Annotated in this window: 22 protein-coding genes; 6 read left to right on the top strand and 16 right to left on the bottom strand. The window is 69.0% G+C overall.

Annotated features, from left to right (window positions below; all coding sequences use genetic code 11):
- Positions 1–7 precede the first annotated feature (7 nt).
- The 6 genes from ACWDUM_RS24680 to ACWDUM_RS24655 all read right to left on the bottom strand — a co-directional run bounded on the left by ACWDUM_RS24680 (position 8) and on the right by ACWDUM_RS24655 (position 5,168).
- Positions 8–697, bottom strand: a complete 690-nt coding sequence (locus tag ACWDUM_RS24680; RefSeq protein WP_450135987.1) for a 3-oxoacid CoA-transferase subunit B — start codon at positions 695–697, stop codon at positions 8–10.
- Entirely contained in the window at positions 694–1,455 is a 762-nt protein-coding gene (locus ACWDUM_RS24675; RefSeq protein WP_450135986.1) for a CoA transferase subunit A, read from the bottom strand. The genes ACWDUM_RS24680 and ACWDUM_RS24675 overlap by 4 nt, the downstream gene beginning before the upstream one ends.
- Entirely contained in the window at positions 1,452–2,036 is a 585-nt protein-coding gene (locus ACWDUM_RS24670; protein WP_450135985.1) for an RBBP9/YdeN family alpha/beta hydrolase, read from the bottom strand. The genes ACWDUM_RS24675 and ACWDUM_RS24670 overlap by 4 nt, the downstream gene beginning before the upstream one ends.
- 131 nt (positions 2,037–2,167) lie before the next feature.
- The gene (locus ACWDUM_RS24665) at positions 2,168–3,220 is read right to left on the bottom strand and encodes a 3-keto-5-aminohexanoate cleavage protein (RefSeq protein WP_450135984.1); all 1,053 of its coding nucleotides are present in this window, start codon (positions 3,218–3,220) and stop codon (positions 2,168–2,170) included.
- Positions 3,221–3,264: 44 nt separating this feature from the next.
- Positions 3,265–4,113 (bottom strand): TauD/TfdA dioxygenase family protein, encoded by an 849-nt coding sequence (locus ACWDUM_RS24660; protein WP_450136041.1) that lies wholly within the window; start codon positions 4,111–4,113, stop codon positions 3,265–3,267.
- Between the two features lie 80 nt (positions 4,114–4,193).
- On the bottom strand, positions 4,194–5,168 hold the full coding sequence (locus ACWDUM_RS24655) for a quinone oxidoreductase family protein (RefSeq protein WP_450135983.1): 975 nt from the start codon (positions 5,166–5,168) through the stop codon (positions 4,194–4,196).
- 193 nt (positions 5,169–5,361) lie between these two features.
- Here ACWDUM_RS24655 and ACWDUM_RS24650 point away from each other — a divergent pair, with 193 nt between their 5' ends.
- The 3 genes from ACWDUM_RS24650 (at position 5,362) to ACWDUM_RS24640 (ending at position 8,314) form a co-directional block, all read left to right on the top strand.
- Complete coding sequence (locus ACWDUM_RS24650; protein ID WP_450135982.1) at positions 5,362–6,408, top strand: AraC family transcriptional regulator ligand-binding domain-containing protein; 1,047 nt, start codon at positions 5,362–5,364, stop codon at positions 6,406–6,408.
- A 98-nt stretch (positions 6,409–6,506) separates the two neighbouring features.
- Positions 6,507–6,899, top strand: coding sequence for a carboxymuconolactone decarboxylase family protein (locus ACWDUM_RS24645; protein WP_450114554.1), 393 nt, complete (start codon positions 6,507–6,509; stop codon positions 6,897–6,899).
- Positions 6,900–6,958: 59 nt separating this feature from the next.
- Positions 6,959–8,314 (top strand): MFS transporter, encoded by a 1,356-nt coding sequence (locus ACWDUM_RS24640; protein WP_450135981.1) that lies wholly within the window; start codon positions 6,959–6,961, stop codon positions 8,312–8,314.
- Positions 8,315–8,480: 166 nt separating this feature from the next.
- Here ACWDUM_RS24640 and ACWDUM_RS24635 read toward each other — a convergent pair whose 3' ends face one another.
- The 10 genes from ACWDUM_RS24635 to ACWDUM_RS24590 all read right to left on the bottom strand — a co-directional run bounded on the left by ACWDUM_RS24635 (position 8,481) and on the right by ACWDUM_RS24590 (position 19,428).
- Positions 8,481–9,950, bottom strand: coding sequence for a glycoside hydrolase family 5 protein (locus ACWDUM_RS24635; RefSeq protein ID WP_450135980.1), 1,470 nt, complete (start codon positions 9,948–9,950; stop codon positions 8,481–8,483).
- Between the two features lie 149 nt (positions 9,951–10,099).
- The gene (locus ACWDUM_RS24630; protein WP_450135979.1) at positions 10,100–10,639 is read right to left on the bottom strand and encodes a DUF779 domain-containing protein; all 540 of its coding nucleotides are present in this window, start codon (positions 10,637–10,639) and stop codon (positions 10,100–10,102) included.
- 30 nt (positions 10,640–10,669) lie between these two features.
- Positions 10,670–11,695, bottom strand: a complete 1,026-nt coding sequence (adhP, locus tag ACWDUM_RS24625) for an alcohol dehydrogenase AdhP (RefSeq protein ID WP_450114558.1) — start codon at positions 11,693–11,695, stop codon at positions 10,670–10,672.
- Between the two features lie 136 nt (positions 11,696–11,831).
- Entirely contained in the window at positions 11,832–13,355 is a 1,524-nt protein-coding gene (gene adh / locus ACWDUM_RS24620; RefSeq protein WP_450114559.1) for an aldehyde dehydrogenase, read from the bottom strand.
- A 98-nt stretch (positions 13,356–13,453) separates the two neighbouring features.
- Complete coding sequence (locus ACWDUM_RS24615) at positions 13,454–14,761, bottom strand: transcriptional regulator (protein WP_450135978.1); 1,308 nt, start codon at positions 14,759–14,761, stop codon at positions 13,454–13,456.
- Between the two features lie 96 nt (positions 14,762–14,857).
- A complete protein-coding gene (gene mftG, locus ACWDUM_RS24610; RefSeq protein WP_450135977.1) occupies positions 14,858–16,330 on the bottom strand; it encodes a mycofactocin dehydrogenase MftG in 1,473 nt (490 codons plus the stop codon).
- Positions 16,327–17,721: a mycofactocin biosynthesis glycosyltransferase MftF gene (mftF, locus tag ACWDUM_RS24605; protein ID WP_450114562.1), complete on the bottom strand. Its 1,395-nt coding sequence runs from the start codon at positions 17,719–17,721 to the stop codon at positions 16,327–16,329. The genes mftG and mftF overlap by 4 nt, the downstream gene beginning before the upstream one ends.
- 25 nt (positions 17,722–17,746) lie before the next feature.
- Positions 17,747–18,448: a mycofactocin biosynthesis peptidyl-dipeptidase MftE gene (gene mftE / locus ACWDUM_RS24600; RefSeq protein WP_450135976.1), complete on the bottom strand. Its 702-nt coding sequence runs from the start codon at positions 18,446–18,448 to the stop codon at positions 17,747–17,749.
- A 190-nt stretch (positions 18,449–18,638) separates the two neighbouring features.
- Positions 18,639–18,770: a hypothetical protein gene (locus ACWDUM_RS24595; protein ID WP_450135975.1), complete on the bottom strand. Its 132-nt coding sequence runs from the start codon at positions 18,768–18,770 to the stop codon at positions 18,639–18,641.
- A gap of 280 nt (positions 18,771–19,050) precedes the next feature.
- Positions 19,051–19,428 carry a transposase gene (locus tag ACWDUM_RS24590; protein WP_450136040.1) on the bottom strand — a complete coding sequence of 126 codons (378 nt, stop codon included), beginning with the start codon at positions 19,426–19,428 and terminating at the stop codon, positions 19,051–19,053.
- Positions 19,429–20,004: 576 nt separating this feature from the next.
- Here ACWDUM_RS24590 and ACWDUM_RS24585 point away from each other — a divergent pair.
- The 3 genes from ACWDUM_RS24585 (at position 20,005) to ACWDUM_RS24575 (ending at position 23,040) form a co-directional block, all read left to right on the top strand.
- Positions 20,005–21,567 (top strand): DUF222 domain-containing protein, encoded by a 1,563-nt coding sequence (locus ACWDUM_RS24585; RefSeq protein ID WP_450135974.1) that lies wholly within the window; start codon positions 20,005–20,007, stop codon positions 21,565–21,567.
- Positions 21,568–21,842: 275 nt separating this feature from the next.
- Positions 21,843–22,430, top strand: coding sequence for a hypothetical protein (locus tag ACWDUM_RS24580; protein WP_450135973.1), 588 nt, complete (start codon positions 21,843–21,845; stop codon positions 22,428–22,430).
- A 43-nt stretch (positions 22,431–22,473) separates the two neighbouring features.
- Entirely contained in the window at positions 22,474–23,040 is a 567-nt protein-coding gene (locus tag ACWDUM_RS24575) for a hypothetical protein (protein ID WP_450135972.1), read from the top strand.
- Positions 23,041–23,050 lie beyond the last annotated feature (10 nt).

Here is a 23,050-nt window from a genome sequence, read left to right as displayed (position 1 = left end):
GGGGAGCTCACTTCCAGGTGTCTCGGGCGGCTGCGGTGTCGAGGGATGTGGCCAGCGGGGCAGCGGTGGCGGCGCGCACGTCCTCCTCGGACACCCCGGGCGCGCACTCGCGCAGCACCAGGCCGGACGCGGTGACGTCGACGACCGCGAGGTTGGTGATGATCCGCTGCACGACGCCCTGCCCGGTGAGAGGGAGGGTGCACGTCCGCACGATCTTGGGCGCACCGGACCTGTCCGTGTGCTCCATCAGCACGATGACCTTCCGGGCGCCGTGGACGAGGTCCATCGCCCCGCCCATGCCCTTGACCATCATTCCGGGCACCATCCAGTTCGCCAGATCACCCGACTCGGAGACCTGCATGCCACCGAGGACCGCGACGTCGATGTGCCCGCCCCGGATCATCCCGAACGAGAGCGAGGAGTCGAAGAACGAGGCGCCGGGGTTGACCGTGACGGTCTCCTTGCCGGCGTTGATCAGGTCCGCGTCGACACCGTCCTCGTCCGGGTACGGTCCGGTGCCGAGGATCCCGTTCTCGCTGTGCAGGGTCACGTCGAGGCCGACCGGAAGGTGGTTGGGAATCAGCGTCGGCAGGCCGATTCCGAGGTTGACGTAGTCCCCGTCCGACAGTTCGGCGGCGGCCCGGGCCGCCATCTCCGCGCGGGTCCACCCCGCCACCTCGGTGAGTGTCGCAGTCATGCGGGAGCTCCCTTCGCTGCCACGGTTCGCTTCTCTATCTGCTTGTCCTGCTTGCCCGTGCACACGACGCGGTCGACGAAGATCCCCGGCAGCTGCACCAGTCCCGGCTCCAGAACGCCGGGTTCCACCAATGTCTCGACCTGCGCGATGCACACCCGTCCGGCCATCGCGGCGAGAGGGTTGAAGTTCCGTGCGGCCGCATGGAACACCAGATTCCCGTCGGTGTCTCCGATCGCCGCGTGCACCAGCGCGTAGTCCGTGGTGACCGCCTCCTCGAGCACGTACCGCCTGCCGGCGTACTCGCGGGTCTCCTTCGGAGGGGAGGCCACCGCGACCGAGCCGTCGGGTGCGTACCGCCACGGCAGACCGCCCTCCGCCACCATGGTGCCGACGCCGGCGGGCGTGAAGAAGGCCGGGATCCCGGCGCCGCCCGCGCGGAGCCGCTCGGCGAGGGTGCCCTGGGGGGACAACTCCACCTCGAGTTCCCCGGCGAGGTACTGGCGCGCGAACTCCTTGTTCTCGCCGACGTACGAGGCGATCACCCGCGCGATCCGCTTGTCGCCGAGCAGGATCCCCAGCCCGTGCGAGTCGGTGCCACAGTTGTTGGAGACCACCTCGAGATCGGTCGCCGAGCCTGCTGCGATCCCCGCGATCAGCGCGTCCGGGATGCCACACAATCCGAATCCGCCGACCGCGAGCGAGGCCCCACTGGGAATGTCGGCGACCGCGTCGGCCGCGGAGACGAACACCCGGGTCACGGCGCGACCTCCTCCGGCAGCCCGGCCAGCTCCCGGACGAGTTCCTCGGCCAACGGCCAGTACCCGTATCCGGAGGCGGGATTGAGGTGCCCGACGGCCCCGAGGTCGGCGAGGCGACTCCCCCAGGTCTCCGCCATGCCCGCGACCCGTCGATGGTTCGCGAGCGGGTCGTTGTCGCTGGCCGCGACGATGCTCGGGAACGGCAGGCGGCGCCGGGGAATGGGCAGCCACCCGTTCGCTTCGAGTTCCGCAGTCGTGGGATAGCCCGCAGGCAGCGGCTGCTCCAGGTCCGCCGGGGTGGCGAGCAGGGCACCGCGGATCGGCCGGGGCGTCCGTTGGGCCCAGTGCACGGTGATCATGACCCCGGCGCTGTGGGCCACGAGGACGACGGGGCCGTCGATCTCGGCGAGCACCGCGTCGAGCGCCGCCACCCGTGCCTTCAGGCTCAGCCTGTCGTGTTCGAGCGGCGGTACCGTGCGCACCCGGTCGAGCCTCTCGGCGAGCCGGGTCTGCCAGTGGTCTTCGACGTGGTCGCGCAGGCCGGGCACGATCACCACGGTCGGGTCGGCGGTGCTGTTCATCGTTCTCCAAAGCTGTTGTGGTACAGAGTCTGCGAAGCACTGCTGCGGCGCTTCCGAGACGGCGGAACTTCCGACACGGGCGGGGGCCCGGCGCACCGAGCGCCGCACCCCCGCACCGGTCGCCCCTCGAATCAGGCGTGGTGGGTGAAGCCGACCTGGCCGGCCCTGCGGTTCGGCGCGTACCCGAGCCGGGCCAGGGTCTCGTCGGCGTCGGCGTAGGTGGTGCCGATCCGGTAGATGTCGCGGGCCTCCTTGCCGGTCGCGACCTCGCGGCCGAGCTCGTTCGCCACCCGCACCAACTGCTGGACCTGCTGTACCGAGGTGAACTTCTCCCCCTTGCGGCCCCAGATGGTGTCCTCGTTGCCGCACCGGGTGTGCAGGCCCATCGCGATCGCCATCGCGTTGACCGGCAGCACCGACCGCATCAGGGTCTCGAGGGTCAGGCAGGCCCCGTCCGGCACCCGCTGAATGAAGTTCATGATGTTGTACGGGTTCGGGCCGTCGAAGCCACCACCGATACCCACCCAGGTCAGGTTCAGCGGGCCGGTGTAGACACCGCGGCGAATCAACCGCTCGACCGTCTCGAGCTGCGGAATCGACGAGAGCTGGAAGTGCGGCTGGATCCCAGCCGCCTGCAGCCGCCGCAGGTGCTCCTCGACCCATTCGGGGCCGGCCGGCACCGTCATCTCCCGGTACGCCGCTGCCAGTTCCGGACGCTCCATCGACGTGCCCGCGATGTCGTCCGCGGTCATCAGCTCCATGATGTTCATCTGGCTGGTGTTGATCGCGATCGTCACCTGATCCGGCTTCGGGTCCAGCTCGGCCAGCATGTGCCGCGTGTCGTCCGACAGCCACTTCGCATCCGCGCCCTCACCCTCCGGCGCGAACGAGATCGACCCACCGACCTGCAGGATCATGTCCGGCACCGCCTCCCGCAGCCCGGCGAGCAACTCGTTGAACTTCGACAGCCGCTTCGAGCCCTTGCCGTCCAGCTCCCGCACGTGGATGTGCAGCACCGTCGCGCCCGCCTCGTAGCAGTCCACCGCCTTCTGGACGTGCTCCTCCATCGTCAGCGGCAGATCCTCGCGGAAGTCGTCCGGCTCCCACTCCGGGCCGTACGGCGCACACGTGATGACCAGCTTCTCCTGATTCTCCGGGAACAGCGCATCGTCGTGGAAATGCATTGGGTGACTCCGTTTCTCGACAAGGATGGGGTGAAGGTTGTTGTTCAGAAGGGTCGGTCGCCGACGATGCCTGCGCGTTCCATCTTTCGGACCGCGGGCCAGTAGTCCTGGACGGCGTAGTGCTGCGTGGACCGGTTGTCCCAGATCGCCACGCTGTTCTTCGTCCAGCGCCACCGCACCTGGTACTCCGGGATGGTCGCCTGGCTCTGCAGGTAGCGCAGTAGCTCGCCGGCGCCGGGGGCGTAGTCGATGCCGCAGCGGACGTTCTCCGCGGTGTGGAAGTTCGTCAGGTGGGTGGTGAAACTGTTGACGAAGAGGATCTTCTCGCCGGTGTCCGGGTGCGTACGGACCACAGGGTGCTCCGCGTCGGGGAATCGTTCCTTGAGTTCGAGGCGTTTCTCGAGCGGAAGACGCGCACCGAACGACGCCTCGATGCTGTGCCGGGCCCGCAGGCCCGCGATCCGCTCCTTGACGCGTTCGGGAAGCCGCTCGTAGGCCAGCGCCATGTTCACCCAGATGGTGTCGCCGCCGACTTCCGGGCCCTCGACGCACCGGAGCACGCACCCCATCGGAGGGTTCTCGCGCCACGTCGCGTCGCAGTGGTAGGCGTTCTCGAACGCCTCGCGCGGGCTGTCGAGATCCTTGTAGATCCGGACCAGACCGGGGTACTCGGGGTCGCTGCCGACCACCGGGTGGTCCTCGAGCGCCCCGAAGCGCTCCGCCAACGCGACGTGCTCGGCGCGGCTCATGTCCTGATCCCGGAGGAACAGCACCTTGTGCTCGAGCAGCAACGACTTCAGTTCCCCGAAGAGCGCGTCGTCGCGCGCGACCTCGGCGAGATCGACGTCGCGGAGCTCGGCGCCGATGCTGCAGGTCAGAGGCCGGACATCCATCGGGGCTCGTGCACCCGCACCGCTACGGGCGGCCCCGAGGTCGACGGTTGTGGTCATGACTGTCTCCTGTGGTGGGGTGGTCAGAGCGCGAAGACGGACGATCCGACGCTGATGCCCGATTCCAGGTCTCGATGGGCCTGCTCGGCCTCCTCGAGCGCGTACCGCTGGTTGATCTCGATCGCGATGCGCCCCGCCGCGACGTGGTCGAACAGTTCGCCGGCGAGCTCGGCGCGCTCGGCCGGGTCGGCGATGTAGTCGGCCAGCGCCGGCCGGGTCACGAACAGCGATCCCTTCACCGCGAGCTGCATGGCGTCGATCGGCGGGATCGGGCCGGATGCGGTCCCGAAGGCGACCAGCAGACCCCGGCGGGCGAGCGAGTCCAGCGACGACTGGAACGTCGACGCGCCGATGCTGTCGTAGACCACCGGCACTCCCTTCCCGCCGGTCAGCTCGCGGACCCGCTCCGCCACGTTCTCCCGTGTGTAGACGATGACCTCGCTGCATCCGTGGGCGCGTGCCACGGCGGCCTTCTCGTCGGTCGACACCGTTCCGATCACGTTGACGCCCAGAAGTTTCGCCCACTGGCAGAAGATCAGGCCCACCCCGCCCGCCGCGGCGTGCAGCAGTACCGTGTCCCCGGCCTTCAGCGGGTGGATCCGGCGCAGCAGGTAGGACGTGGTCAGACCCCGCATGGTCATGGCCGCTGCGGTCTCGAGTGCAATTCCGGTGGGAAGCGCGATGAGATGCTCGGCCGGCATCACGCGCTCGGTGCTGTACGCGCCCAGCGGGCTGCCGGTGTAGGTGACACGATCTCCCTCCCGGAACCCGGTGACACCGGCACCGACCGCCTCGACGACGCCGGCTGCCTCGACACCCATTCCCGCGGGCAGTGGCGCCGGGTACAGGCCCGTCCGGAAGTAGGTGTCGGCGAAGTTCAGTCCGACCGCCTCGTGCCGGACTCGAACCTCGCCGCGTCCCGGGTCGCCGACCTCCACCGACTCCCACTTCAGGACTTCCGGACCACCGGTTTCGTGGAAACGGATCGCGTGCGCCATTGGGTTCTCCTGGTCTCTCGGTCGTCCGTCGCGGGCCCGCCCACCGATAGGGGCGGTTCTTCCGCTGAGCCACAACATGTTTCGAGTTACCGATGGTTGGTTGTGACCCCGATGACACGACACTAGCCAAGCGATCCCCATCACACTTATCCTCAGGGGACATATTTGTTGTCGTTTCGGGACAGGTGATGTCGTGACCAAACCTCTCGCGCGATACGCGTCGCTGACCGGATACATCGAGCTGGCCCGCTCACTGTCGCTCGACCCGGGCCGACTGCTGCGCAGCGTCAACCTCGACCCCGCCGGGCTCGACCTGCAGGATCGGTGGGTGCCGGCGTCGGCGGTGGTGCGACTGCTCGAACTGTCGGCCGCGGAGTCCGGCCGCCAGGACTTCGCCCTGAAACTTGCGGAGCGCCGGCGGCTGTCCACCCTCGGCCCCCTCAGCGTCAGCCTGCGCGAGGAACCGGATGCCCGCAGCGCGGTCCGCCTGCTGATCAGGTACCAGCACATGTACAACGAGTCGCTGCACATCCGTCTTTCGGAACGCGACGGACTGGCAACGATCCGGATCAACGTCGATCCCGGCGAGCCGATCGCGGTGCGGCAGTCCGTCGAACTGGCGGTCACCGCGATGCACCAGTTGCTCGCACACCTGCTGGGTGAGCGATGGCACCCGGTGTCCGTGCGTTTCGAACACCCCCGACCTGCGGACGACACCACTCATCGCCAGGTGTTCGGAGCCCCGCTGGTCTTCGACGCCGCCTACTCCGGAATCGTCACCTACACCGCAGATCTGGACGAACCGAACAGGCTGTCCGATCCACTGCTGCGTTCCTACGCCCGACAGTTCCTCGACACCCTGTCCGTTCCCGAGGAGCCCACGATCACCTCCCGCGTGCGCGAACTCGTCGAGCTCCTGCTCCCGACGGGCCGGTGCTCGATCGACCAGGTGGCGCGCAGTCTCGGCGTCGACCGCCGCACCGTCCATCGGCACCTGACCAAGTCCGGCCTGACGTTCACCGCGGTCCTCGACTCGACCCGGGCCGAACTCGCGAACCGCATGGTCACCGGCAGCCGCTACTCGTTCACCGAGATCTCCGAGATGCTCGCCTTCTCGACGCCGAGCAGCTTCTCCCGGTGGTTCCACCAGCAGTTCGGCATGAGCCCGCGCGAGTGGCGCAAGCGGGCGGCGGGACAGGGCGTGTCCCGAAATGCACAGAATGACGTCCCGGAGGGGTAACTATCCGGTTCACGGCCGGGATAACGTGATGCACGCCACTTTCGGCGGGGCCGCTGTCAGCGTCGCCCCATTCACCCCCTGCGTGAAACGAGTGCTGCATGACCACGAATCCCGAACCGGCCCGAACGCCGACCATCGACCTGATGCGACGAAACGGTAGCTGGAATCCACTGTGGGACACCCTGTCCCGCTGGGACCCGGAATGGACCGAGCAGTTCATGGCGATGAACGCCACCCCGGTACGACGCGGGGTCTTCACACCCGAGTTCGTCGAACTCCTCAGCATCGCGATCGATGCCGCCGCCACCCACCTGTACGCCCCCGGCGTCCGGCGGCACATCCGGGCCGCACTCGAACTCGGAGTGTCCCGCGAGGAGATTCTCACGGTTCTGGAAATGGTGAGCGTCCTGGGAATCCACGCCTGCAATCTCGGCGTGCCGATTCTCGAGGAGGAACTCGAGGCGTTCGAGTCGCGCCGCGCGGCGTCCTGACCCGCCTCCGGAGACACCCCACCAGCACCTCCCGTCCAGTCGCCCTCCAAGGAGCATCCATGGGACTGCCGCCCACCACGATCGATCAACCGTCCGGACAGACCACCGGGACCACCACCACAGGGACGGAAGTCACCGCGCGCGGGCCCCGGCGCCGGTCGACGCTCTACCCCTGGCTCGTGTTCGCTCTCGCGTTCGGACTGCTGCTGTCCGACTACATGTCCCGCCAGGTTCTCAGTGCGGTCTTCCCGTTCCTGAAAACGGAATGGGCACTGACCGATTCCCAGCTCGCATCGCTGACCAGTGTGGTCGCGCTGATGGTCGGCCTGCTCACGTTCCCGCTGTCCCTGCTGGCCGACCGGTGGGGGCGAGTGAAGTCCCTGGTGCTGATGGCCACGTTGTGGAGCATCGCGACGTTGCTGTGCGCAATCGCATCCAACTACGAGCAGATGCTCGCCGCCCGCTTCCTGGTGGGTGTCGGCGAGGCCGCTTACGGAAGCGTCGGGATCGCGGTTGTCCTCTCCGTCTTCGCGCCCCGCGTCCACGCCTCACTCAGCGGCGCGTTCATGGCGGGCGGCTCCTTCGGTTCGGTCGTCGGGGTCTCACTCGGTGGTGTCATCGCCGTGCACCTGGGCTGGCGCTGGTCGTTCGCCGCGATGGCGGTCCTCGGACTCATCCTGGTCGCGGCGTTCCGGGCGGTGGTCACCGAAAAGCGACTCGCCGAGCACGCCGCCGACGAGACTCCGGGGACGACCGCACCCGGGGGCGTTACCATCCGGGTTCCGGTGTCGAGCCTGTTCACGAACTCCGCCGTGTGGTGCGCCTACCTGGGTGGCGGGCTGCAGATGTTCACCGCCGCGGTCATGCTCGCCTGGGCGCCCAGCTTCTTCAACCGGTACTACGACATGGCCCCCGACAAGGCGGGCGCGATCGCCTCGGTGTTCGTGTTGCTGATCGCGATCGGCATGATCGTGTGCGGGATGATCACCGACCGCGTCGGCCGGAGCGACCCGGCGCGGCGCTGGAGCAGCGCCATCGCCTTCTGCGCGATCTCGCTGGTCGCACTCGGGATCGGGTTCCGCATGGGACCCGGTGCGCCGCAACTGGTTCTGATCGGAATCGGTTGCTTCTTCTCGGCCGGTAGCTCGGGCCCCACCGCTGCGATGGTCGCCGGACTCACCCACCCGTCGGTTCGGTCGTCCGCGCTCGGCACGTTGACCGTCGCCAACAACGTTCTGGGACTGGCGTTGGGCCCCTTCGTGATCGGTATCCTTGCCGACCGGCTCGGACTGCTCGAGGCGCTGCAGCTCGCGCCGCTCTGCTACCTGGCCGCGATCGTGGCGCTGTTCGCAGGCAGGCGTCTCTACCCGGCGGGACTGCGCAAGCTGACCGCGCTGAGCGCCCGAACAACCTGAGCGCCCGACCCCCCGCGTGGTCGCAAACCCCTCGCCCGTCGAGTCGACGGGCGAGGGGTTTGCGTCGTCGGCACGAACGCCCAACCGCCCCAGGGCGCGGGTGGTGCCGGTGCGCGCGTTCGAATACGACCCCGACAGCTGACAGGGTCGTACCGGTCGACATGCCCTAGTCGAGCGTCGCCGAGTAGTCACCCTCCGCGTGCGCCGTCAGCCGCCATCCCCCGTCCATCCGATCGAGGGCGACATCGGACAGGTTCACGGTGCGCAGGTCCGGCCGCTCCACGCCCGGGTACCAGGCCTCGAGGCGACCGGACCCCGTGCCGGCGAAGCCGCCCCGCGTCACCTCGGTCAACTCACCGGGAGCCGCACGCGGGTACGAACGCGACAGTGCGGTCGCGACATCCTCGATCGGCCCGAGCGGGGTCCCGGAGGGACAGTCGACACGATTGAGGTTCTCCTGCGGCGTGCCGGTGTTGCCGTCCCGCACGGCATGCGGATCGCCGCACGCCTGCGTCCACGACCACCACGCACCACCGATCCGGAAACGGTCCATCGCATCCAGGAAACGGTCGGTGTCGGCCGCCGCGTCGTCGCCCCACCAGCCCCACTCGCCCGTCCACAGCGGCGCGTCGTAGTTGGCGGCCGCGTCCGACGCGATTCTGAATCCCTCTTCGACGGTGGGGAAATCGCTGCTGACGGTGATCGACTGGCTGTACAGGTGCGGCGAGAACACGACGAGCGGATCCGTCAGGTACTGCCGGGGCGGCAGCGCGTCGAGTCCGAATCCGGACCAAACGGCGCTGGGTTCGAAGATGACCAGGTGCGCGAATCCTCCGGCCTCCGCCCGCCGGATGGCGTCGATCGCACGCTGGTAGAAGCGTCCGATCTGGTCGGCAGCGGTGACGGGGTCACGCAGACCGGGATTGGGCTCGTTCAGCAGGTCGTACCCGACGACGGCGGGCTCGCTCCTGAACTCCGCCGCAAGGCGGGCCCAGGTCGCGACGAGGTGGCTCTGCACGCCTTGCTCGTCGTCGTAGAACGCCTGGAACGCCCGGGCGACCGCAGGCGAGACCTCACGGACCCCACCGACCGTGCACGTGGTCCACCCGTCCGTGAGGGTCGCCCACGCGGGGGCGCCGTCCCACCCGATCCCGGGCTTCGTCAGTGGCGGGCACTGCTCGGTTGCCGGCGTGCCGACCGACTTGCCCCACGCATCCTGATGCATGTCGAGCACCGTGTAGAGGCCGTGATCCTTCGCGTCCCGCACCGCCGTGCGGATCCGATCCACGTACGCCTCGTCGAACGCCCCCGGCGTGGGTTCGAGCGCCGACCACGCAACATTGAGCCGGACCACGTTGAATCCCATCGCGGCCATTCGCGCGAAATCGTTTCGCTCCAGCGGCATCACGGTGGGCAGCCCGGTGCCGTTGTCGGCGTAGTCGTTGAGCTGGTTGACGTTCACCCCGCGGAGCAGCACCGTCCGCCCCTCGACGTCCTTGATCACTCGCCCCTCGACCGTCAGTTGCGGCAGCGTCCAGCCGTTCACCGCCGGCGCCGCGTCGGCGAGCGGGACGCCGCCCAGCGGCGCCGCACCGAGAGTCAATGCCGTGAGTGCAGCGATCAGTAGCGCGCGCACGAAGATCCTTCCTGTACAACCGTCCAGTTCATCGGACTGTACAGGTCGGACTCGTGACCCAGGCCACTGTCCCGAAAAGGCGAGAGAGAATCCCGCCGGGTCGTGTCGTTCGGTGCCCTGAGGCGGGTTCGGTCACCCCCCGGACGCTGCTAGCGCCGAGGGACTGGACAGGCGTCCGCCGCCTCCGCAACGATCTGCGGCACCGACGGCGGGAGCGGCCGCCGACCGGCCTCCCACTGCTCGCCGGTGATCGGCTCGTCGGTTTCCAGCACGACGACCTCGTCGTCGGCGAATGCTCTACCGCGGCTGAGAAACCGCAGGCCCTCGGGCGATTCGAGACTGAAGCCGGAACCGCGACCGGGAACGGCGTCGATCACCAGCTGGGTGTGCTTCCACAGCTCGAACTGAGGCCCCGAGATCCACACCGGCACCGCATCGACACCGGAGGGAAGATCGGTGGGGAGCTGCCCGACACCCAGACGCAGGTCCAGCACCCCGACCAGGACGTCGCGGTCACCGACGATGAACTCCCCTCCGGGGTAGCACATCGGGGCGGAGCCGTCGCAGCATCCGCCGGACTGGTGCATCATCAGCGCACCGTGGATCGGCGCGAGCCTGCGCAGCAGGTCGGCCGCCGCCACCGTCGCGACGATCCGCGGCACCGCTCCCACCGACAACCCATCGCTCACCGACGGTCCCCTCTCACCCGTTGTTCCCGTTCACCTGAAGTCGAGGACGACGCGGCCGTCGACGGTGCCGGCCCGCAGTTCGTCGAAGACGTCGTTGATCTCGTCGAGCCGTCGAGTGTGCACCGTCGGGCGGATCTTGCCCCGGGAGTAGAAGTCCAGCGCCTCGACCATGTCCTGCCGGGTACCCACGATCGACCCGCGAATCGTCAGCCCCTTGAGCACGGTGTCGAAGATCGGGGCCGGGAAGTCACCCGGCGGCAGGCCGTTGAACGCGATGGTGCCGCCGCGGCGGGCCATGCCGATGGCCTGACCGAACGCCTTCGGGTGCACGGCGGTCACCAGCACACCGTCGGTGCCACCGGTGGCCTCCTGGATCTTCGCGACCGGATCATCCTTCGCCGCGTTGACCAACACCTCCGCGCCGAAGCTGCGCGCGAGGTCGAGTTTGTCGTCGGAGACGTCGACCGCGGCGACGCGGAGTCCCATTGCCGTCGCGTACTGGACGGCGACGTGACCGAGGCCGCCGATGCCGGAGATCGTGATCCACTCCCCCGGCACCACGTCGGCGACCTTGATGCCCTTGTAGACGGTGACCCCGGCGCACAGCACGGGCGCCACCTCGACCAGATCCGCCCCGTCCGGGATGCGGGCCGCGAAGCGAGAGTCGACCAGCATGTACTCGGCGAAGGAGCCGTTCACCGAGTAGCCGCCGTTGACCTGCTTCTCGCACAACGTCTCCCAGCCGGTGCGGCAGTACCGGCACTCCATGCACGCCGACCACAGCCAGGCGTTGCCGACCCGCTGCCCGACCGCAAGTTCGGTGACCCCGTCACCAAGCTCGACGACGGTTCCCACGCCCTCGTGTCCCGGCACGAACGGGGGGCTCGGCTTGACCGGCCAATCCCCTTCTGCCGCGTGCAGATCGGTGTGACACACCCCGCTGGTCTCGACTTTGACCAGCGCCTGGTTCGGTCCGGGTCGCGGTATCGGAAGCTCTTCGACGACCAGGGGCTTGCCGAACTCGTGAACAACCGCTGCCTTCATCGTGTCGACCATCGTGGTCTCCGTCCGGAACGTGTGACTGGGTTCGATGACTGGGGATTCAACCGAATTCGTGGAGGTGTGGAAAACGCGGCGCCCGCCGACGAGGGGGTGGATCGGCGGGCGCCGCGCACTCTTCTGACCGAGGGGATCAGAAGAAGCCCTGCGCCTTGGGGGCGTAGCTCACCAGCAGGTTCTTGGTCTGCTGGTAGTGATCGAGCATCATGTGGTGGTTCTCGCGGCCGATGCCGGACTGCTTGTAGCCACCGAACGCGGCGTGCGCCGGGTACTGGTGATACGTGTTCGTCCACACCCGGCCCGCCTGGATGTCACGGCCCGCGCGGTAGGCGACTCCGCCGTCCCGGGACCACACACCGGCACCGAGACCGTAGAGGGTGTCGTTGGCGATCGAGATGGCCTCGTCGTAGTCCTTGAAGGAGGTCACCGACACCACCGGTCCGAAGATCTCCTCCTGGAAGATCCGCATCTTGTTGTTGCCGGTGAAGACCGTCGGCTGGATGTAGTAGCCACCGGCCAGGTCGCCGCCGAGGTCGGCACGCTCACCGCCGGTGATCAGCTTCGCACCCTCCGACTTGCCGATCTCGATGTACGACAGGATCTTCTCGAACTGGTCGTTGGACGCCTGCGCGCCGATCATCGTGTCGGTGTCGAGCGGGTCGCCCTGCCGGACCGCCTTGGTGCGGATCGCGGCCATCGCCAGGAACTCGTCGAAGATGTCCTCCTGGATCAGCGACCGGGACGGGCAGGTGCACACCTCGCCCTGGTTCAGCGCGAACATCGTGAACCCCTCGAGGGCCTTGTCCTGGTAGTCGTCGTTCGCGGCGAGGACGTCCGAGAAGAAGATGTTCGGGCTCTTGCCGCCGAGTTCGAGGGTGACCGGGATCAGGTTCTGCGACGCGTACTGCATGATCAGCCGGCCGGTGGTCGTCTCACCGGTGAAGGCGATCTTCTTGATCCGCGGGCTGGACGCGAGCGGCTTGCCCGCCTCGGTGCCGAAGCCGTTGACGATGTTGACCACACCCGGCGGCAGCAGGTCGCCGATGATGCTGAACAGGTACAGGATCGACGCCGGGGTCTGCTCGGCCGGCTTGAGGACCACCGCGTTGCCTGCAGCCAGCGCGGGGGCGAGCTTCCACACGGCCATCAGGATCGGGAAGTTCCACGGGATGATCTGTCCGACGACGCCGAGCGGCTCGTGGAAGTGGTAGGCGACGGTGTCGGAGTTGATCTCCGACAGCGAACCCTCCTGCGCGCGAATGGCTCCCGCGAAGTAGCGGAAGTGGTCGACGGCGAGCGGGATGTCCGCGTTGAGGGTCTCGCGGATCGGCTTGCCGTTGTCCCAGGACTCGGCGAGGGCGATCGACTCGAGGTTCTCCTCGATGCGGTCGGCGATCTTGTTGAGGATCACCGCGCGCTCGGCAACGGAGGTCTTGCCCCAGGCCGGGGCGGCGGCGTGGGCGGCGTCGAGCGCGAGCTCGATGTCCTCGGCGGTGCCGCGCGCGATCTCACAGAACGGCTGGCCGGTGACCGGCGTGGTGTTCTCGAAGTACTGCCCCTTGACCGGAGGAACCCACTGCCCGCCGATGTAGTTCTCGTAGCGGGACTGGAAGGACATGAGCGCGTCGGGCGAACCCGGGCGGGCGTACACGGTCATCGAAACTCCTCTGGTATCCGTCACTGCTGCGTGAGGTCGTTGCTGTGATCCAGGACACTACGAGGGTGGGGGTTGCAACTACGTTGCGCACACAGCCGTCATCGGCCCAACTGCTCGTCGAGGATCGCGATACGCGCTCTGACCTGGTCGTACATCGGAGACTTCGGGTCGATGGACGAGAGATACGCCGCCCACGCCGTCGAATCCTCGCGACCGTCGGCCGTGGCGGTCCAGCGTGCGAGGAGGGACTGGTCGCCGGCCCGAAGCAGCGCCGCCTGCATGCGGACCCGCAGCTGTTCGCGAATCTCGTCGACCCCCGGCGCAACCGACCCGGGGAGCACCGGGCCGCGGTAGGCCGCCAGTGCCGCGGCCGCGTCTCCGCGTTCGAGCGCGCGCCGCACGTCACCGACATCGGTACCCAGGTCTGCCAGCAGCCGGTACGGCCGCGACCCGAGGCCATCCGCGCCGAACACCTTGCGAAGCCGGGACATCTCGGCGCGGATGGTGACGGCGTCGAGTTCGGACTCGTCGAGCAGGATCGCCAGCTGATCGCCCGACAGACCCTCGGGGCGGTCGGCGAGCAGCAGCAGGATCTCGGCGTGCCGACGCGAGAGCGGGATCCGCTCGCCGTCCCGGACCAGGGTGGGCCGCTCCGACCCGAGTACCGCCAGCCGAGGCACCGCGGTGCCGAGCAACCGCGGCGAGTTCAGCAGGTGCAACCGCAACTCGGCCTCCGCGGCCGCGACCGTCGCCCGCACCAACGCGAGCACCTGCGGCTCGGCGACCCGGTGACCGCCCGTGATGTCGATGGCCCCGAGGATCTGCCCGCTCATCGGGTCGTGCACGGGGGCCGCCGAACAACTCCAGTCGTGCACGGCGGCGCTGAAATGCTCGGCCCCGAAGATCTGCACGCACTGGTCGACTGCGAGCGCGGTGCCCGGGGCGTTGGTGCCGACGCGGTCCTCACTCCAGTCGGCGCCCTCCACGAAGTGCATCGCGACAGCGCGGTCCTTCGCCGCCGAGTCCCCCTCGACCCACAGCAGCCGGCCGTCGGCGTCGCTGATCGCCACGAGCAGTCCGGTGTCGGCCGCGTCGTCGACCAGCAGCCTGCGCACGACCGGCCGAACCAGTGCCATCGGGTGGGCGGCACGGTAACTCTCGAGTTCGACTCCGTCGAGATCGCCGCCCTCGCCGACGGTCTCGGGGTTCACACCACGATTGCGGCTGCGCAGCCAGGAATCGAACACCACCGGCCGCACCAGCGGTTCGTCCTCGGGATCGTCCGTCTGCGGGGCCGCACCCGCCATGAACGAGCGGTGCGCGGAGGACACGGTGCGGGCGAGTTGCGCGACGTCGTCGCCCGGTCGAACGGCCACCCAGGGGTTGCTGCGCGCGGTGGTGCTCAAGGAAGTCCCTCCGTCGAGGCTGGTACCCCCACTGTAACGCCAGTCACACGAACCCGGTCGCGTGTCGGCCCCGACCGGCGACGACAGAAGTACTGGTCAGCCGTCCAGGACGGCGGCGACGAACTCCGCGACCCGCTCCCCGATCATGACGGTGGTCGCGTGCGGCCCCCGTGACGGCAGCGACGGCATCACCGAGCCGTCGCCCAGCCACAGCCCCTCCACCCCGATCACCCGGCATCGCTCGTCCACGACCGCGTGGGGATCGTCCGGGGAGCCCATCGCACAGCTGCCCGACAGGTGCATCGACGTGCCGAGGTCCTCGAGCGTGAGGGCTCCGCGCGCGGGCGGAGCCGTCAGCTCGGCGAAGGGCGGACCGGCCACCAGGTCCCGGGCCAGGTCCAGCCCGGCACGCAGCGCGCGGCGATCGGCGCCGTCGCTCAGGTAGCGGTACCGCACGAGCGGCGGGTCCGCGGGCTCGGCGGACCGCAGCACGATCTCTCCGCGGCTGCGCGGCCGCATCAGCGCCACCCCGATCCGGCCGAGCGGGTCGTCCACGCCGGGAATCGAGCGGCCGAACGGCGCGGTGTAGGGACGAAGCTCGACGTCCTCCGCTTCGAGAACCACCTCCAGGATCGCCCGGTCGGGGCGGTGCGGCAGTGCCGTCACCGGCCGGTAGCCGACCGTCACCTCCGGATGGTCCTCGAACCCCTGACCGACACCCGGCCGGTCGACGGACACTCGCACCCCGATGTCCGAAAGATGCTGCGCGGGGCCGATTCCGGAGTGCATCAACAGGTGTGGTGTACCGACGGCACCCGCGCACACCACCACGGTGTCGCCCCGCAGCACCTCCAGGCGACCCGCCGCTTCGACCTCGACGCCCGCCGCCCGCACGCCCGACAGCAGCACCCTGCGGGCCGACGCCCCGGTGAGCACCCGCAGGTTCGGCCGGCCCAGGTGCGGCGACAGATAGGCCGTTGCAGTGCTCACCCGCCGGCCGTCGCGCGCGTTCAACGGCACCGGCCCGACGCCTGCGGCGTCCGGTTCGTTGAGGTCCGCGCGGTACCCGAAGCCGGCCCGGGTGGCACCCTCGAGGAACGCCGCGCTGACCGGATGCAGATCGCCGGGAGCGGTGCGGACGACGGGGATCGGGCCGTGGTCACCGTGCCAGCGGCGGTCCCCGAACGGGTCCGACTCGAGTCTGCGAAAGTAGGGCAGCACCCGCTCGTACGACCACGACGACGGCCAGCGATCGAAGTCTGCGGCGGTGCCGCGGAGGAAGTAGCCGCCGTTGACGGCGCCGGACCCGCCCAGCACCCGACCCCGCGCGAGGGTGGTGAGCGGTTCGCCGATCCGGTCGCGCAGCTGCGCCGGGTACCGCCAGACGACATCGCTGTCCGGCCCGACCGGCAGCACCCCGAGCGGCCCGGGCGGGCCGGCGACCGCCCCCGCCTCGACCAGCGTCACGGTCCGGTCGGGATTCTCGCTCAACCGGGCGGCCACGACGCAGCCGGCGGAACCGGCTCCGACCACGATCACATCGGCGCCCGGAACCGGCCCCGGTGTCACCGGGTCAGGCGTGGAGTCAGGGCGGCGAGGCTGCGGTGCGTGATCGCGCCCCGCCACAGGCCCGCCCCGTAGGCGAGGTCGTCGAGCCGCTTGTAGACGACGTGCCGCACCGGACCGAGTCCGCCCGGTTCGCGGTGGGTCCACCAGTCCGCCACGCCCTCGGCCACCGCGATCGCAACCACCGCCCTGCGCACACGCCGTGAGCAGATCGCGGCGAGCACCGTCACCGGCCAGTAGTGCCGGCACACCGCGGACGCGAGTTGCCAGGCCCCGCCGGCCATGCCCTGAATCGCGAGAACGGTGGCGATCCGGGTCGGCTGGTCGAGTTCACCGAACGTACGGCGCAGCCGACGCACCGTCACCACCTGGGTGGCGAGGGCCCCGACCACCCCGATGCGGGTTCCGGTGGCGGCGAGCAGCCAGGCGGCGAGCGTCCACCACGACATGGCCAGGGGCGGCACCAGCCCGCGATGCCGGGACGCCAGCGGCGCCGCACCCGTTCCGTAGAACATCTTGCGGCCGAACCATTTCCGGAACGACACCCGATGGTCGTGCGCGACGTGCGAGATGGGCTCGTACCGCAACCGCCAGCCCGCCTCGTGCAGCCGCCAGCACAGGTCGACGTCCTCGGCGACATGCATGGCCTCGTCGAAGCCACCGCACTCGTCGAGAGCCCGCCGCCGCACCAGCATCGCCGCACTCGGCACGTACGACACCGCACTGCCCGCCCGCACCGGCGCCTCCTTGCGACCGAGGTCCAGCGAGGACCGGGCGTGCTCGTATCGGGCGAGCGCTCCCCCGTTCGGTTCGAGGGCGACGATCCGTGGCGCGACCATCGCGACGGCGGGGTCGCTGAAGTGCCCGAGCATCGCATCGAGCCAGCCGGTCCGCGGCACGACGTCCGAATCGAGGAACGCGACGAACTCGGTTGTCGCGGCCTCCATCCCGGTGTTGCGGGCGGCGGCAGGTCCACGCGATTCCGGGTGCCGGAGCACCCGGACCTCGCCGCGGCCCCGGACGGGAGGCGGGGTGATCGGCTCGGCCGACCCGTCGTCGACGACGATGACGGTCAGGCCGTGCAGCGCCGGGAGCAGCCGGTTGAGCCCGACCATGTTGTCCTTGACCGGGACGACGACGGTGACGTCGTGACTGGGCGGCGAGCTCATCGGGCGCGGGTTCGCCACACCGGAGTCGAGCAGGTGCCGGGCGACCGCAGCGGACTGCTGGTCGACCACCTTCAGGTAGCCGTCCCCGATCATCGCGGCGGCGGTCGGCGCGAGTTTGAGCATCCGGGTCGGCGATCCCCCGATCAGAACTCGTCCGTCGGAGAAGGCGCGCACCGTCGGATCGAGTCGCACCCCGAATCCGTCGGGCAGTCGAGCTTGACGCATCAGGCGATCGTATTCGGATCTGGCCTCACCGCAACATCCCGCGGACATCCGGCTGCCACCGACTCACCGCCGCAGTCGCGAGCTCGCACATCCGGTCGAACAGTCGGGCCCCCTCCTCCGCGTCGGCGGCGGTCGGGTCGCCGAGCACCCCGTTCGCGCTGACCGCCGCGACACCCCCGGCCCGGAGGTCGGGCATCAGTTCCGCGATCGGCCGCAGATCGCCTGCCTCGATCCTGTCCGTGCGCACCACGTCCGGCGAAAGGTGCAGCAACAGCGCTGTTTCGGTGTGCCCGGCATGGGCGTCGGCGCTCGGTACGGCACACGGCAGCCAGGCCACGTCCCGGCCTTCGTACCGCAGAAGGGCCACTGCGTCCGCGAGGGCGGGCGCGTTCCCTCCGTGCCCGTTGACGAACAGCAGGCGCGGGGTCCAGCGACACGCCGAACGGCCGTACTCGACGACCAGATTCCGCAACGCCTCACTACCGAGGGACACGGTTCCGGCGAATCCCTCGTGCTCTCCGCTGGCGCCGTACGCGATCGCGGGCGCGAGGTCGAATCCCGGCAGCGCCGCGGCCACCGCGGTCGCGATCCGCGTGTCGGTGTCGAGAGGCAGGTGTGGGCCGTGCTGCTCGAGCGACCCGACAGGCACCGCGATGGACGCCGGACGAGCGGCGACATCCGGCCACGTTGCCACGGCGAGGGAGGTGGACGGAGGGACGGCAGTCATGCCCGAAATCGTAGAACCTGCCTCCATCGACACCGGCACGGCAGCGGGCCCGGCAACCAACCCGAATCCGGGCACCCAAAGGTTCCTGTGCATGTCCTGTCAACCCCAGGAGCATTCGAACACCGGCCCGTAGTCTCGGTGCGGGTCGACGAGGGAAGCGTCGACCCGCACCGTTCCTGGCCTTCACCTTCTAGACTGCGGCGCGGCGCGAGCGGAACCAAACCAGCGCTGAGATGGCCATGACGAAGAGCCCTGCTAGTGCCACCAGGTTGGCCGGCCAGTCGATCAGGAACGCCGAGGCTTCATGCTCATCCACGTACACCAGTCGGCAGTTTGCGCTCACGACAGGTGACCAGGCTCGCGTGAAGTCGGTGGTGTAACCGTAGGCGGTCCAACCGAACTCCGGCCACGGAGGAAACCGATGGCCGGAACAGAGCGGAGATGGCGCAGTCACGAAGAAGGCCGCGACGTATAGGGCCAGGCCAACTGCCACTCCGAGGACGGCCAAAGGTCGACGCATCGTTCGAAAGTAGTCGATACCTGTGCAGTCGCTGACGGGCGGCTGGACACCACGACATTCAAGATCGGATGGCGGCCGCCGCTTACGCGGATGCGGACATCCCGGCGACTCGATTGCCAACATGGTCGTCGCGCATGGTTCGCCACAGCCGTTTTGCCACTTGCCGTTTGAGGCAGCGCATCGCCTCACGTGAGGTTTTGCCTTCGGCCATCTTGCGTTGGTGGTAGACGTATCCGTCGCTGCTTGGTGTTCTGGCCTGGGTGACGGCGACGATGTGGATCGCCGATTTCAGGGTGCGATCCCCGTACCGGGAGAGACGGTGGCGTTGCTTGTCGGCGCTGGCGACCTCGATGGGTGCGGTGCCGCTGTAGTTCGCGAATGCGGCCTCGTTCGCGAACCGGGTGGGATTTCCGGTGCGGGCGAGGATCCGGGCCGCGGTGACGGTGCCGACGCCGGGGATCTTCAGGAGTGTGGTGCCGCTGGCGGCGAGTTCGGTCTTGATTCGGGTGGTTGTGCGGGTCGATACCGATCACGATCACCGTGGCGTGTGCCTTCCGTGCAGTGGACGGGGTATCCGCTGTCGGCATTCCGACCTCCGGCCGCCAGGGAAGGGTGGCGTTCCTGTGTTGAGCCAGGCAGCGAACGGAGACCGTGGAGAGGCAGAACCCTCTTAAAGCCACCCCCCGGCCGGATGGGTGGCAGGAAGCTGCCGAGCCATCCCCACGGTCTCCTACGGCACGCTGGGACCCGTCGGTTCGAACACGACGCCGCTCCACCATGTAGGGAAGCCAGATTCGCGTCGACATGCCGCGGCCCTATCGGCAAGTCGCAAAACAGTTGTGGCGCAACCCCACGACCGTCCTTGAACAGATATGCCGCGGCGAGAGGGACGCCCGCCCAACGATCCCAAGGACACCCGACGTCCACGAACACCACGTCACCCCCAACCGCCCTCGCTTCACGGAAAGCCTGGTGCGGAGCGCCGCTTTCCACTATTGTTAGAACATCAGTTCGAATCACGGGGGGTGACGAGCAGATGGACGAACACCTGACAGCGCTCGCCGTCGCCATCGACGGCCTGCTTGCCGACCCGCTGACCGGACTCACCGACAGTGAGGTCATCGACACGCTGCAGCGGATGGAAGTGACGCTGAGGAAGGCATCCGCGGTCGGACACCGGTTGATCGTCGAGACGGTGGAGCGGTCGATCCCTGGAAACCGGCACTGCCGATCCGTGAGCGAATTCCTCACCCAGACCCTGCGGATCTCCGGCGCCGACGCCGCCCGACGAGTCAAGGGCGCGAACAAGGTCGGGACCTGGCACACGATCGGCGGCGACCCGATGGATGCGGTTCTACCGGTCACCGCGCACGCCGTGCGGGAGGGTGTCGTCGGCCCGGATCATGTCGCAGCGATCGCGAAAACCATGCGCAAGGTCCCCCACGGCACCGGCGCCGACGAGATCGCGGTGGCGGAGAAGATCCTGGCCGACGCCGCCCGAACCATGCCACCCGAAGACGTCACGAAGGTCGGAATCCACCTGCTCGCGTACCTGAACCCAGATGGTGACGGTCCGGACGAGAAGGACCGCCGACGCCGTCGGGGTCTGCGCATCGGGAAGCAGGGCACCGATTTCATGACACCGATCTCGGGGCTGTTGGATCCGGAGACGAAGGCGTTGTTGGATCCGGTCCTCGCGAAACTCGCCCGCCCCGGCATGAACAATCCCGACGATCCCGAATCGCCCTGCGGTGACATCGAATCCGACACCCTCGATCGAACAGCGCTGGCGAACGCCGCCGCCCGCGACACCCGCACCGCCGTGCAACGCAACCACGACGCACTGAAAGTCGCCCTACGGCACCTGCTCTCGTCCGGGGTGTTGGGTAGTCATCGGGGACTGCCCGTCACGGCGATCCTGACGATGTCTGTGCGGCAGGTCGAGGAAGCATCCGGGGTGGCCACCACCGCCACCGGCGGCCTGGGCCCGATCCGTGATGCGCTCCGAATGGCCGAGAAGGCACATCCGGTGCTCGCGCTCTTCGATCACAACGGCCGGCCGCTGCACCTCGGTCGGTCGAAGCGTCTGGCATCGGCTGATCAGCGGTTGGCGCTGATCGCCGCCTCGCGTGGCTGCACGCGGCCGGGCTGCGACGCACCGGCGTCGATGACCGCCGTGCATCACCTGACCGAATGGAACAAGGGCGGCCGCACCGACATCGACGCTCTCGATCTCGCGTGCGATCACTGCCACGCCCTCGTCCACGACGGCCCCGGCGGCTGGCAGACCTGCACCGCGGCGGCAACCCTCGACCGCACCGGCGACGCCGGCAGGACCGACATCACCGGCCACACGATGACAGAACCCACCCACCGAACCACAAGTGCAGCCACCAGCAATGCCGGCCGTACCGAGTGGATCCCACCACCGCACATCGACCCCACCCGCACACCGCGGGTCAATCAACGCCACCACCTCGACGACATCCTCGCTGCAGCGCTGGCGCACCACCGCGCCCGCCGCGACGCCGAGGTGCGTGAGCATCGACGGCGATGGGAGCGCGACGTGGATGGGGCCGGCGACGGCGACGTGCCGTAGCCACAGTGGACACAACCACCCGGACACACTCCCAGCGATGCCGGCGGACCCCGAGCGCGACGCCCCACGGGTCGGCCACCTCGGCCTCGGTCATTCCGTGGTCAACCCAGGTGACGAAGGTCCAGCTCATTCCATCCAAAAGTCGGATCTGCCAATCCGGTTCATTGTCTGGCCGACCGGCACCCGCCGCCTGCAGAGGAACTGGCCACTAACGGGGATCACACGTCCGGGATTGCTACTGTCGGTCTCACCCCGGTCGACCCCGAGGAGGACCGATGACTCTGGACCGAATGCCGCTCAAGGGATTTGGCGTGGTCAACTTCGAGCTGATGCTGCTTCGCCGAATGGACGACCACCAACCGTCGCTGGTCGACGCGGCCCTGAAGACCCTCGGCAAGAGCGGGACCGATGCCAGAGCCGCCCACGCCCAGTGGCAGCGCGGCCTCCGCAGCAACTTCCCCGACGGCATCAGCCGATACCGGCTGGCCCTCGGCCGACCCGACACGACCAGCGAGCGCCCCACTTCCCTCGGCACGACCCTGGCCGTCGAATGCTGGGACACGCCGCTGTGGCCGGGCCTGCAATTCCAGGTCACCTTCGGTCCCGGAGGCGAGGTGATCGACGAGCGACTGGCCCGCGCCGCCGACGCCGACGCGCCCGCGATCACCGGCCTCGCCGACCTGCGCCCCTGGATGGTGACCATCGACGACCTGGAACGTGCTGCGGCGCCCGTCCGGTTCCGGACGGCGGCCGGTCAGGTGCCCAGCCACGCCACCGCCGAGTTCACCGTGGCGGACGGCACCGCATGCGAGGCGCAGTTCAGTTGGGGTCTGCTGCAGCGAAGCTCGGCCACGCCGCGGTGACCGGTTACGGCACGTCGATGACCAGCAGCGCGAGAATGGGCCCATGGCCGAGAATGCGGAGACCGTCACCACGGTGATCATGCTCATCCGGCACGCCGAACGCCCACCCGAGAGCGGACCTCCGTACGGCGTCGACGACGACGGCGACCGTTGCGACGAGTCACTGACCGAGGCCGGCTGGCGCCGCGCCACCGCGCTGGCCGGGCTGTTCGCGCCGGACCATGGCGAACCGGCGGGCCCGCTCGCCCGGCCGCGCGCGCTGTTCGCCTCCACCCCGAGCCGCAAGGGCGGCAGCAGACGCTCACTACAAACCCTGACGCCACTCGCCGCCCGCCTCGGTCTCGACGTCGACACCGAGCACCGCCGCGCCGACGTCAAGGCACTGGCCAAGAGACTTCGCCGCACCCCGGGACCGGTACTGGTGTCGTGGCAACGCGAGTACCTTCCCGACATCGTCGCCGCACTCGGCGACGTCGACGCCGACATTCCCGACCCGTGGCCGGAGGACCGCTACGACCTGGTGTGGGTGCTCACCCGCACCGACGACGCCTGGACGTTCACGCAGGCGCCGCAGCTCCTGCTGCCCGGCGACCTCGAAACCGGTATCTGACACCTGCCGG

The organism is Rhodococcus sp. NPDC003322 (assembly GCF_053589555.1).
The sequence above is the reverse complement of the archived record's forward strand: the minus strand, read 5'-3'. Positions and strand labels throughout refer to the sequence as shown.